The following is a 12,562-nucleotide window of genomic DNA, read 5'->3' as shown; positions in this document are numbered from 1 at the left end:
TGCAATGATGAAAGAAGTCAAAACAGCTTGAGGACAATCCCGTGCCAAAACCGTTTCAACCCCAGTCACGCCACTGGATGCTCGTTGCCGCATTAGTTCTGGCAGCCTATGCCAGTTACCGGCTGATCGAACCGTATCTGGGACCCATCGTGATGGCCTTTATCATTTCCCTGCTGTTTTATCCGCTTCATGCCCGTATTGAAGGGAAACTGGGACGTCCGAACCGCTCAGCCATTCTGTCCTGCATCATCCTGACTTTCATCATCGTGATCCCGGTCCTGATTGTTTTCGCCTCGATTGTGCAACAGGGTTCGACCTTTTCGAAAGACAGCTATGCCTGGCTGACAAGTGGTGGCCCCAAAGACCTTCTGGCTCATCCTTATGCCCAGACCGCGCTGGACACCCTCAATAAATGGTCGCCGTTTGAAAGTCTGGACGTACAGTCGATTGTTCAGAAACTGGCTACAGCGGCTTCCAAACTTGGCACTCAGTTGCTGAACATCAGCGCCAAACTGCTGGGCGATGCCACCAACTTTATCCTCAGTTTTATGCTGATGCTGTTCGTGCTGTTTTTCCTGTTGCGTGACCATAAAAAGATCGTATCCACCCTGCGCCATGTGCTGCCGCTGTCCCGCAGCCAGGAAGATGCCCTGCTGACAGAAGTCGAGCAGGTGGCAAAGTCAGCTGTCATGGGTTCGTTTCTGACGGCTCTGGCACAGGGTGTCGCCGGTGGCTTTGCCATGTGGCTGGCAGGATTTCCCGGCTTATTCTGGGGTTCCATGATGGCCTTTGCCTCTTTCATTCCGGTATTCGGTACAGCCTTAATCTGGCTGCCCGCAGCCCTGTATCTGCTGCTGATCAATCAGTGGGAATGGGCCGTATTCCTGGTGGCCTGGGGCATCATTGTGGTTGGATCGATCGACAACTTCGTGCGCCCGTTGCTCATGCAGGGCAATTCGGGGATGAATACCCTGCTGATTTTCTTCTCGATCCTCGGCGGTTTACATCTGTTTGGCCTGATTGGTCTGATTTATGGTCCGATTATTTTCTCAGTGACGCTGGTTCTGTTTAAACTCTATGAAGTAGAGTTCAAAGATTTCCTGGAACAACAGGACAATCAATAATCTGGCTGCCTTTCCATCCGGGCGCTTTTGTGGAACAATTCGCGCCCGGATTCAGAATCACCCACAGAGGCTCTCATGTCTGCCAATGCCGCAACATTCAGCCCTGCCAGTCAGGTAGTGGCCCGTCAAACCGACTTTTTTACCGATCGTCATGTCCTGGTCGCAGGTGAACTGGACGATCTCTATCCGGTCGAACTGGCAAAAGTTGCTGCCAGTGTGCGCGTGTTTACCACCCATTACGGCCAGCACACGGCCCTGAGCCGCAGCAGCAGAATCAGCAGTCATTTTGGTGCTGAACTGTGTGCCGAAGATGCCAAAGGCGTTGACATGATCCTGTTGTACTGGCCGAAGGCCAAGGCAGAAGCCGAATACCTGCTGGCGATGCTGCTGGCCCGGTGCGGCAAGGACACCGAAATCTGCATTGTGGGCGAAAACCGCAGTGGAGTGCGCAGTGCCGAAAAAATGTTTGCCGCGTATGGTCCGATCAACAAATATGATTCAGCCCGCCGCTGCAGTTTCTTCTGGGGACGTTGCCAGAACGAGGCACCAGCCTTCCAGCTTGATGACTGGTTCCGCAGCTACCCGCTGACGATCGGCGAGCAGACCCTGACCATCCGCTCCTTGCCGGGGGTGTTCAGTCATGGCGAGTTCGATCAGGGATCCCTGCTGTTGATCGAGAACCTGCCTGCTCTGACCGGCCGGGTTCTGGACTTTGGCTGTGGCGCTGGTGTGATTGGTGCGGTGCTAAAAGCCCGCTACCCGGAAATCATGCTGGATTTGGCTGACGTCAGCGCACTGGCCATTGCCTCTGCCCGGGAGACATTCCGCGAAAACCATCTGGAAGGTCACTTTGTTGCCACAGATGTTTATTCCTCACTGCCGGAATCCTATGATTTTCTGATCAGCAACCCGCCTTTCCATGCGGGTCTGAAAACGTTCTATGCAGCCACCGAGCAGTTTATCGAACAGGCACCGGCCCATCTGAACGAAGGCGGTGAACTCGTTATCGTCGCAAACAACTTCCTGCAGTATCCGCCTCTGCTCGAACGTTGCCTGGGCGGCTATAACATTCGTGCGAAAAACAATAAGTTCTCAATTTATCACGCGAAAAAATAATCCGTTGCCCTGCCATTCCTGAGACTGGCGGGGCATCATTTCCGCACTTTTTCCCGCTAAATCCGTCAAAAACGCCAAAATTGTGCCTTGGCACACGCTTCGCAGCAGACTTCCTTGATTGTACAAAAAAACTCAGTATAACCGGGTATTCTGGTGCAACCGCCTTATTCAACCGTCAAAAATACGGCTTTCATTTTGACATCCCGAACCTGGCAAACCGGTTGCATCGCAGACAAATTGGTCAACCGCAGGTCAAAGGTCAGTCAGCAATGCAGAATACCACCCGTTTCAAACGCCTCCAGCATACCCTGATGCTGGCGTTTCTTCTGCTCAGCCTGATCCCGCTCACGCTGTCTTCCCTGTTCTTTCTTCACTCCCACACCCGAGATCTGGCAGAACAGAGCACCAGCCACCTGGCGTCATTGCGAGATAATAAAAGCCAACAACTGGATGCTTTTTTCGCAGCAAAAGAATCTGAAATTCAAAGCTTTATCAGCTCTGAGCTGGCCAATGCCAGCGGGGGCCGTTTTTATGGAATCGTCGGGGCTTTTCGCCAGCTGGGGGATATTCAGCGCCTCAGCAAAGGCGCCAGCCGGGGGGATTATTTTAATCAAACCCTGACCACCCGGCCGCTGTCCGGCCATGTCGATAATACCTCACCAGATTTTATCGTTCAGGAACGCTACCGCCTGATTTATAAACGTTATCACTGGGCATACGAAGCGTATCTCAAACGCTCGGATTTCAGCGATATCCTGCTGGTCGATCTGGACGGTAACGTGGTTTATACCTCGCGCAGTCCGGCGCTGTTTGCCGCCAGCCTCAGTACCGAAACCGCACAGTATCCGGCGCTCAGCCAGACGTTCCGCGATATCCGGACCCTGACGCATCAGTACCGGGAACGCCGGCCGGAGAATTCCCGCCAGCCGCTCAGCGAGCAAAAGTCTGAACAACTGCCTATCGCCTACACAGACTTTGCCGCCGATGAAGACACGGGAGAAGCGACCGCCTGGTTCGCCGCCCCGATCATTCAGCATGGCTACCTGCACAGCTATGCTTTTTTCAAGCTGAGCAACCGGGCGATCGCCGCCGTGATGGCGAACAGCAGCGAAGGCAACCAGTTCGTCCAGACGCTGCTGGTTGGCCCGGATCACAATCTGCGCCTGCCAAATGACGGTCAGCTGCCAGCCCGGCTTGCCAGTCCGGGCATTGATCAGGCCCTGTCCGGTAAAACCGGTGTCGGCAGCCTGCTGAATTATAAACAGATCCCAGTTCTGAGTGCCTATGCCCCGATTGATGTACTGGGCAATCCATGGGCGCTGGTGGTGGAATTACCCGAGCAGGAAGCCTTTGCACGTATTCACGAGCTTGAGGAATTTTTCCTTCTGGCGATTCTGGCCGCGGTCATGCTGGTGACCCTGACCGCTCACTGGCTGTCCAACTACATTACGGCGCCCTTACTGCGGTTGACCTGGGCCGCGGAACAGGTTTCGGCTGGCGATCTGGATCAGAAAATCACCTCGACCGACCGACGAGATGAAATTGGCCGCCTGGCAATCAGCTTCGCCCGCATGCAGCGATCCATCCGGGAAAAAATCACCCTGATCCGGGAGCAAAATACCGAACTGGAACAGAATCTGGCCGTCATCCGGCAACAAAATGAAGAGTTACAGACAGCCGACAAGCTGAAAGATGAATTTCTGGCCACCACCTCACATGAACTCCGTACGCCGTTGCACGGGATGGTGGGGATTGCGGAGGCCTTACTGGCCGGGGCAAACGGCCCGATGCAACCCAGCCAGCAACACCAGTTGGACATGATCATCAATAGCGGCCAGCGGCTGACCAAACTGGTCGATGACCTGCTCGACTACCACAAAATGCGCTATGGCGACCTCGACATTCGCCCCCATGCTGTCGATCTGGCTGCAGCCAACCGTCTGGTACTGGAGCTGTCCGCACACCTGCTGGACAACAAACCGGTCCGGATGATTAACCAGATCCAGCCGGATCTGCCACTGGTTCTGGCCGATGAACAGCGGCTGGAACAGGTGCTTTATAATCTGGTGGGGAATGCCATCAAATATACTTCCGAAGGCAAAATCATTCTCTCCGCCACCGTCCTGGAAAATCAGGTCCGGGTTCAGGTGGTTGATACCGGCCAGGGGATCCCTCCGGAGCAGCTGGAACACATTTTTGAGCCCCTGGTACAGGCCAATACCGGGTCTGCCAACTACCGGCAGGGAGCCGGGCTGGGACTGTCCATCAGTCGCCAGCTGATTGAGTTGATGGGCGGCAGCCTTTATGTCAGCAGCCAGCCCATGATTGGAACAACCTTCAGCTTTACTCTGCCGTTAGCGACGGAAGCCGATATTGCCCGCAGCCAACCTGCAACCCAGACGCATTTTCAGGCTCCCCGTCAGGAACAAAGCATACTGGAGACAGAAAAACTGCCGGAAAATCCGGATGGCGAACTCTTGCTGGTTGTGGATGACGAGCCGGTGAACCTTCAGGTGGTAACCAGCTTCCTGCGGATTGCCGGTTACCGGGTGATCACCGCAGAAAACGGTGCCCAGGCGCTGAACATCATGGAAAATCAGCAACCTTCGCTGATCCTGCTGGATGTCATGATGCCCGGCATGAACGGATACGAAGTCTGTCAGGAACTGCGGACCCGCTACAGTCTGACGGAACTGCCGATCATTATGCTGTCGGCACTGGGACAGGCCCAGGACAGGGTCAAAGGATTTGAGAGCGGTGCCAACGATTATCTCAGTAAACCCTTTCATAAAGATGAACTCTCAGCCCGAATTCGCGCTCACTTGCAGGCAGCACAGACAGAACGCCAGCGACATGAAAATCAGGCCCTGCAGCAGGAAATCCGCCACCGTGAACAGGTTCAGGTGGCGCTGCTGGACACCCAGACCCGGCTGCTGGGATTGCTGGAATCCACCAGCGAGGCGATCCTCTGCGCCCGGGAAGACGGCCGTATCCGCTATGCCAATAATGCCGCCGGGCAGCTGTTCCAGCGTGCACCGGCACAGCTGGAACGGTTATCCGTGCAGGATCTCCTGCTGACCCAGTTGCCCGACGATATTGAAAATAACCGTCACTACCGCGGCGAACTCGTCTACCGGATCCAGGACCAGAACCAGACGCTGGCCACCGATTTAATCCAGCTACCAGCGGAATCCGGTCTCAGTCAGATGTTCATCTTTGACCAGCAGGGCCCCAGCTCCAAGGAACGGATTACGCTGCTGGAAAATGCAGTGGATGTCCTGTCCGGCTTTGCCTCAGACGGTGACAAGCATAATCTGCAGCGGCTTCGCGAACTGGGCGACGAGTTCAGCCAGCTGGCCGATCGCCTGGACCTGTCGCAGCCGGACAAAGCTGATCAGCTGCGCCATCTGCTGGTTGAGGTGATGAAAAACAGTCTGCTGTTCTGGGAAAGTAGCACAGGTAAAACCAAATTTGACCTGGCAGAAGAAAGCGGTCTGTGGCGTGTCTATCTCGACCGCAGCACGCTGCAGACACGCACGCTGGATAAGTACCTGCATCTCGAGACCCTGCCGAAAACACCGCGCTGGCGAACGGTCCTGAACACGCTGGATTTTGTTCTGGAGCGATGTCCGCAGGCCAGTGCTGAAAGAGATAACATCGTAGAGATGCGAAACCGTCTGCAGCTGATGATCAGCCAGTAACTGAATCACAGTTCCCGGTGTCAGCGCATTCGATGTCCTTCTGCTCAGCAGGGCCTTTCCGACGATTGATTTGAACCTGGCTCTGTCTTTCCTGCGCTGTCATTCCAGCGCAGGCATCCATTCATTTCTGTGCCCCTAATGCTGCACACCCCTCTGGAAAACATTTCAAACTGTACCGCAACTTAATTCTCCCGCTGAAAAATAGCCCCGTTTTTGCCACAGCAACATGGATAAATAACCACCACTCACTGATGAAGAAATCGACTTTTTCAGGGATGTCAGGGCCACCTTAATGACAAAATTCATGATATGAGACGTCAATCACAACAAAACCTTCACAAAAAATTTCCGTTTGAAAATAAGCACTTTTCTCCGACTAAAAGAGCTTCCCTAGAAAATAGAAACCTTCAAAAACCCTGATAATTAAACACAAAACAGGATAGTAAATACTTACAAATTTCTTATTCTGACCGCGTCATTCTAATGAAAAACAGAAAGACCACAGGTAAAATCAGCGCCGATTTTTACGGTTTTAACGGCACACGACAGTGTTTTGACGTTTTTAACGTGCAATGCAATTGACGAAAATCCGCTGAGGACGTTTCCTTAAGGGCACTGAATGTCCACAGGCCATCTGAACTGGTCGCGTTACTCAACCAGCACAGAGTGGATAAACAGCCTCCGCCACAGAAGGAAGGAGGAACCTAAGTGATGCAAAAACCCTACAAAGCAAAGAGTAAGGAACAGCTATGCTTGCCAACATAAAGAAAACAAAGATAACACTTGCCATCCTGGCTGCCGCCGCAGCTGCTATGACTTCTCCTGCGATGAGTGCAGATCGCAGTGAGCTGACCATCGTACCGGATTTCTATCCGACGCTGGTTCGTAACTTCAACCCTTATCTGCAAACCAACCTGCGCACCACCACAGACTTCGTTTTCGAGCAACTGGTGGTTTTCAACCAAATGCACGGCAACGAGCCGGTGATGCGTCTGGCAAAAGATTTCTATATGTCTGACGACCTGTTGCAGGTCACTTACGTCATCCGTGACGGCGTGAAATGGTCAGACGGTACCCCGTTTACTGCCAAAGACGTTGCCTTCACTTATGACCTGCTGAAGAAGCATCCGGCACTGGATCAGCGCGGTATCATCAAGTGGGTGAAAGACGTCAAGATTAACGGCAATAAAATCACCTTCGATCTGACTGAAGCCAACTCCAACGTACCTTACGAAATGTCTTTCGTACCTGTGGTCCCGGAGCATATCTGGAGCAAGGTGAAAGAGCCGGAGACTTTTGCCAACGAAAACCCGGTCGGTACCGGTCCGTTTACAGAAATCGACACCTTCACACCACAACTGTACATTCAATGCCGCAACCCGCACTACTGGGATAACGCAAGCCTGAATATCGACTGTATCCGGATGCCGCAGATTGCCAACAACGACCAATTGCTGAGCAAGGTCATTGCGTCTGAGCTGGACTGGACCTCTTCGTTCATCCCGGATATCGACAGCACCTATGCTGCAGCCAACCCGAACCACAAATACTGGTATCCGGCTGCGGGGACTCAGGCCTACATGCTGAACTTCAAATCGCCAAAAGCGGGCAACAACGAAGCGATCAACAATGTAGATTTCCGCCGCGCCTTCTCCATGGCAATTGACCGTCAGACCATTATTGATATCGCGTTCTACGGCAACGGCACACCAAACCATTATGCTTCTGGCCTGGGTGACGGGTTCAAAGCCTGGTCTGACAAAGCGGTGTATAACCAGTACAAGCAATACAACACCTACAGTCTTGAAGGTTCAAAAGCACTACTGAAAAAAGCCGGTTTCAAAGACATTGACGGTGACGGTTTTGTCGAAACGCCGACCGGGAAGAAAATTGAGCTGGATATTCAGTCGCCCAATGGCTGGACCGACTTCAACAACACCGTTCAGCTGACTGTCGAGCAGTTACAGGAAGTCGGGATCAAAGCCAATGCGCGTACCCCTGACTTCGCGGTGTATAACGAAGCCATGCTGAAAGGCAGCTACGATGTGGCTTACACCAACTACTTCAACGGTGCCGATCCGCACCTGTACTGGAACAGTGGTTTCAACTCCCGCCTGCAGAGTGAAGGCAACCCGCGCTTTGCGATGCACTTCTACAAGAATGCAGAACTGGACCAGCTGCTGGACGGTTTCTACAAAACTGCGGATAAGAAAAAGCAAATGGCAATGGCACACAAGATCCAGAAAATCATTGCTGAAAATCAGGTGACTATTCCTGTGATGTCCAGTGCTGACATGTTCCAGTACAACACCTCGAATTTCACGGGCTGGTGGAACGAGCAGAATCCGAAAGGCCGTCCAATGGTCTGGGCCGGTATTCCGGAGCGTCTGTTACAAGTGCTAGACCTGAAACCAAAATCATAATTATTGCTTCATTTGCGGTGCGCCTTCTGCGCACCGCCTCTTCCCCCACACTGTTTGAGAGTATGGCGCGAGACGTCAGGGGGTTTTTCGTCCAGAGTTCAGCCCAGGGTCGTTTCGTCACTGGTTGGGAAAGGTGTGAGTTATGGGATTTTTTCTACGTCGTTTATCGTTCTACCTGGTTGCCCTGTTGTTTGCAGCCTCGTTGAACTTCGCAATTCCCCGGGCAATGCCCGGCGATCCGGTGACCATGATGTTCGCCAACGCTTCTGTTCAGGTGACCGCCGAACGGATTGAAGCCATGAAAAAACTGCTGGGCTTTGACGAAGCTCAGACGTGGTATCAGCAATATTTCACCTACATCAAAAGCATTCTGAACTGGGATCTGGGGATCTCAATCAAATTCTATCCGCAGACGGTCAACGACATTTTAGGCGGTGCACTTGGCTGGTCACTGTTCCTGGCCGGTTCCGCCGTGATTCTCGCGTTCTGTATCGGCTCCGTGCTCGGTATCTTCGCCGCATGGAAACGCGGCAGTAAATATGATGCCTTTATTTCACCGGGGATGCTGGTTATTCAGGCGGTCCCGCCTGTGGTCATTGCCATGCTGGTGCTGTTTACCTTCGGCCTGGGCCTGAAATGGTTCCCGACCAGCTATGCCTACACGCCGGGTACCCTGCCGGACTGGACCAGCTGGGCTTTCTATCAGGATGTGCTCTATCACGCCGTTCTTCCCCTGATCTGTGCCACAGCCATTCAGATCGGCGGATTCCTGATCAACATGCGAAACAACATGATCAACCTGCTCAACGAAGACTACATCACCATGGCCAAAGGCAAAGGCCTGAATGAAAACCGCGTGGTCTTCAACTATGCCGCACGAAACGCCATGCTGCCCAGCGTCACGGCCCTGTCGATGGCACTGGGAATGGCCATCGGCGGCCAGCTGATTGTCGAGATCATTTTTAACTACCCGGGGCTGGGGACTGTGATGCTCAATGCCATTCACGCCCGTGACTATCAGGTGCTGCAAGGTCAGCTGCTGATCATGACCCTGTTTATGCTGTTCTTTAACTTCATGGCTGATCTGCTGATTGTGGCGCTGGATCCTCGCCTGCGTAAGGGAGGCAAATAATCATGAAAGCCTTTATCAAACTTCTCGCAAACAATAATAAAGCGCTGGCAGGCCTGATCATCATCTGCTGCTTTATTCTGGCCGCAGTGTTTGCACCGCTGATCACCAAACATGAACCGGATCGCCGGACCGGCAACCCGCATGAATACCCGTCTTTTGTCGTGAAAGCAGCGCAGGACAACCCGGATGGCTGGGTGGCTCAGAATCTGGCGGACAACAAACGGACGCTGCGGATGTCGAAGAAGGCAGACCACGTGCTGGGCACATCCCGCATGGGCCGGGATATCTGGTCTCAGCTGGTCTACGGTGCCCGCACGTCTCTGGCAGTCGGGTTTGGTGCCGGTCTGATGGTCTGCTTCCTGGCGACAGTGATCGGCGTCTCTGCCGGTTACTTCGGCGGCCGAGTGGACGATGTGCTGACAGCCGCCATGAATATCATGCTGGTGATGCCTCAGCTCCCGTTGCTGTTCGTCATCGCGGCCTTCATCGGTCAGGCCGGGCCGCTCACGATCACCATTGTGATTGCCATGACTTCCTGGGCCTGGGGTGCGCGGGTGGTGCGGGCTCAAACCCTGTCACTGCGTGAAAAAGAGTTCGTCAAAGCCGCTGAAGTCCTGGGGGAATCGTCCTGGCGCATCATCTTTGTCGAAATTCTGCCAAACCTGATTTCCATCATCGGCGCCAGCTTCATCGGCTCTGTGATGCTGGCCATCATGACGGAAGCCACCCTGTCCTTCCTGGGACTGGGTGACCCGAACTCCATCAGCTGGGGGATCATGCTTTACAACGTCCAAACCTCATCATCCATGCTGGTCGGTGCCTGGTGGGAACTGCTGGCGCCTTGTGTGGCGCTGACTCTGATTGCCATCGGCCTGGCCCTGCTGAACTTTGCCGTCGATGAAATTGCCAACCCGCAGTTGCGTTCTCATAAAGGCCTGCGCCGCTGGCAGAACATGGCGAAGAAAAATCAGGCAGCACAAGCTGCCACCAAAGCAACCGCTCAGCCTGCACTTCAGGGAGGAGAGAAATAATGACGACTCCGCAAATTTCCATCCGTAACCTGTGCGTCGATTACATCACCGACGCCGGGGATGTCCGTGCCGTGAACAATGTCAGTTTTGACATTGGCAAAGGTGAAGTCTTCGGCCTGGCCGGTGAATCCGGCTGCGGTAAATCCACTGTTGCCTTTTCCCTGATGCGGCTGCACAAGCCGCCCGCGTTCATTACCGGCGGTGAAGTGCTGTTTGAAGGTCACGGAGACATCCTGAAGTTCAACGATCAGAAGCTGAGCAGCTTCCGCTGGAGTGAAATCTCCATGGTCTTCCAGAGTGCCATGAATGCACTCAACCCGGTTCTGACCATGGAAGAGCAGTTCTGCGATGTGATTATGCACCACACCAACCTGACCCGGGAGCAGGCGGTGCGACGCGCGCAGGGACTGCTGGAGATTGTCGATATCCATCCGGATCGCCTGCAGGACTACCCGCACCAGTTCTCCGGCGGCATGCGTCAGCGCCTGGTGATCGCGATTGCGCTGGCACTGAATCCGAAGCTGATCATCATGGATGAGCCCACCACCGCGCTGGATGTCGTGGTGCAGCGTGAAATCCTGCAAAAGATTTACGCACTGAAAGAAGAGTTCGGCTTCGCCATTCTGTTCATCACCCATGACCTGTCACTGATGGTCGAGTTCTCGGACCGCATTGGCATCATGTACTCCGGCGAACTGGTGGAAGTGGCACCGTCCAAGCAAATTCTGGAAACACCGTATCACCCTTATACGGAAGGACTGGGCAGCTCTTTCCCGCCACTGACCGGGCCTAAAACCCGCCTGCAGGGAATTCCGGGCAACCCGCTCAATCTGCTGGATGTCCCGCAGGGCTGCCGTTTTCAGGCTCGGTGCAGCAAAGCCCATGATGCCTGTTTTTCGCAAAGCACTCAGCTTCGCCAACTGGAACCCGGCCGTTTAAGCAACTGCCACCTGTATCAAAAATAAAATTAAGAAGGATCGGAGGCAAGATGAGCAATCCAGTCGGAACCCCAATTATCGAAGGGAAAAATCTGGTCAAAGACTTTGCGGTGAACAGCAATTCACTGGCCAAATCGAAGATGCGGGCACTGAATCAGGTGTCGTTCAAAATGTACAAAAGCCGCGGTCTGGCGGTCGTTGGTGAGTCGGGTTCCGGCAAGTCCACCACCGCCAAGATGATTGCCAAGATGTACGAACCGACAGCAGGCAGCATCGAATACTACGGCCGGGACATTCAGAACATCACCCGAAAATCTGAACTGATGCAGTACCGCCAGGGCGTGCAGATGGTCTGGCAGGACCCGTTCGGTTCCCTGAACCCGACCCACACGATTTTTCACCATATTGCCCGCCCACTGCTGATCCACAACAAAGTCAGCAAGGGCAATAAAAAAGAACTGGAAGAAAAGGTCTACGCGCTGCTGGAACAAGTCGGCCTGATCCCGCCGAAAGAGACCGCCGCCAAGTACCCGCATCAGTTGTCCGGTGGTCAGCGTCAGCGGGTCAATCTGGCCCGGAACATTGCTGTGGGAGCCGAAGTAGTTCTGGCTGATGAGCCCACCTCGATGCTGGATGTTTCCATCCGTGCCGGGGTACTCAACCTGATGGAAGAAATGAAGTTTGAGCGTGAAATGGCGCTGCTCTATATCACGCACGACATCGCCACGGCCCGGTATATCGCTGAGGATCTGGCGGTCATGTATGTCGGCCATATGGTGGAATGGGGAGATACGGAAGAAATTATCCACAACCCGCAGCACCCCTATACCCAGCTGCTGATTTCCGCGGTGCCGGATCCGAGTAAGTCGATCCATGAACCGCTGGCCGGCAACAAAGGCGACATTCCGCTCTGGACACCGGAAAGTCTTGGCTGCCCGTTTGCCGGACGTTGCAGTCATGCCACGGAACAGTGCCGCCAGCGACTGCCGGAAGTCACCCAGCTGGCAGAGAACCATTTTGTGCGCTGCTATCTGTACCAAAACTAAGTGCCGTCGATGAGGACAGCAATCCCGGAAAAACAACAGAAAAGAAGGAAA

The 12,562-nt window shown here is 53.9% G+C and carries 8 protein-coding genes; all 8 read left to right on the top strand.

Annotated features, from left to right (window positions below; all coding sequences use genetic code 11):
• Positions 1 to 41: 41 nt before the first annotated feature.
• The 8 genes from SPK40_RS10820 (at position 42) to SPK40_RS10785 (ending at position 12,511) form a co-directional block, all read left to right on the top strand.
• Positions 42 to 1,124, top strand: coding sequence for an AI-2E family transporter (locus SPK40_RS10820; protein WP_248141425.1), 1,083 nt, complete (start codon positions 42 to 44; stop codon positions 1,122 to 1,124).
• A 75-nt stretch (positions 1,125 to 1,199) separates the two neighbouring features.
• Positions 1,200 to 2,240 carry a 16S rRNA (guanine(1207)-N(2))-methyltransferase RsmC gene (gene rsmC / locus SPK40_RS10815; RefSeq protein ID WP_330960489.1) on the top strand — a complete coding sequence of 347 codons (1,041 nt, stop codon included), beginning with the start codon at positions 1,200 to 1,202 and terminating at the stop codon, positions 2,238 to 2,240.
• A 269-nt stretch (positions 2,241 to 2,509) separates the two neighbouring features.
• Positions 2,510 to 5,941, top strand: a complete 3,432-nt coding sequence (locus SPK40_RS10810; RefSeq protein ID WP_330960488.1) for a response regulator — start codon at positions 2,510 to 2,512, stop codon at positions 5,939 to 5,941.
• 749 nt (positions 5,942 to 6,690) lie between these two features.
• Positions 6,691 to 8,364, top strand: coding sequence for an ABC transporter substrate-binding protein (locus tag SPK40_RS10805; RefSeq protein ID WP_330960487.1), 1,674 nt, complete (start codon positions 6,691 to 6,693; stop codon positions 8,362 to 8,364).
• A gap of 142 nt (positions 8,365 to 8,506) precedes the next feature.
• The gene (locus SPK40_RS10800) at positions 8,507 to 9,496 is read left to right on the top strand and encodes an ABC transporter permease (protein ID WP_330960486.1); all 990 of its coding nucleotides are present in this window, start codon (positions 8,507 to 8,509) and stop codon (positions 9,494 to 9,496) included.
• 2 nt (positions 9,497 to 9,498) lie between these two features.
• Positions 9,499 to 10,527 carry an ABC transporter permease gene (locus tag SPK40_RS10795; RefSeq protein WP_330960485.1) on the top strand — a complete coding sequence of 343 codons (1,029 nt, stop codon included), beginning with the start codon at positions 9,499 to 9,501 and terminating at the stop codon, positions 10,525 to 10,527.
• Positions 10,527 to 11,492: an ABC transporter ATP-binding protein gene (locus tag SPK40_RS10790; protein WP_248141431.1), complete on the top strand. Its 966-nt coding sequence runs from the start codon at positions 10,527 to 10,529 to the stop codon at positions 11,490 to 11,492. The genes SPK40_RS10795 and SPK40_RS10790 overlap by 1 nt, the downstream gene beginning before the upstream one ends.
• A gap of 23 nt (positions 11,493 to 11,515) precedes the next feature.
• Positions 11,516 to 12,511 carry an ABC transporter ATP-binding protein gene (locus tag SPK40_RS10785; RefSeq protein WP_330960484.1) on the top strand — a complete coding sequence of 332 codons (996 nt, stop codon included), beginning with the start codon at positions 11,516 to 11,518 and terminating at the stop codon, positions 12,509 to 12,511.
• The last annotated feature ends 51 nt before the right edge of the window (positions 12,512 to 12,562 follow it).

This window comes from Photobacterium sp. 53610 (assembly GCF_036409375.1).
Taxonomy (GTDB): Bacteria; Pseudomonadota; Gammaproteobacteria; order Enterobacterales; family Vibrionaceae; genus Photobacterium.
Note: the sequence above shows the minus strand (reverse complement) of the source record. Positions and strands in the feature narration are given on the sequence as shown.

Excerpts from the sequence above, each read along its gene's own strand:
- rsmC (WP_330960489.1), top strand. The coding sequence starts at position 1,200 with ATGTCTGCCAATGCCGCAACATTCAGCCCTGCCAGTCAGGTAGTGGCC.
- SPK40_RS10810 (WP_330960488.1), top strand. The coding sequence starts at position 2,510 with ATGCAGAATACCACCCGTTTCAAACGCCTCCAGCATACCCTGATGCTG.
- SPK40_RS10805 (WP_330960487.1), top strand. The coding sequence starts at position 6,691 with ATGCTTGCCAACATAAAGAAAACAAAGATAACACTTGCCATCCTGGCT.
- SPK40_RS10800 (WP_330960486.1), top strand. The coding sequence starts at position 8,507 with ATGGGATTTTTTCTACGTCGTTTATCGTTCTACCTGGTTGCCCTGTTG.
- SPK40_RS10795 (WP_330960485.1), top strand. The coding sequence starts at position 9,499 with ATGAAAGCCTTTATCAAACTTCTCGCAAACAATAATAAAGCGCTGGCA.
- SPK40_RS10790 (WP_248141431.1), top strand. The coding sequence starts at position 10,527 with ATGACGACTCCGCAAATTTCCATCCGTAACCTGTGCGTCGATTACATC.
- SPK40_RS10785 (WP_330960484.1), top strand. The coding sequence starts at position 11,516 with ATGAGCAATCCAGTCGGAACCCCAATTATCGAAGGGAAAAATCTGGTC.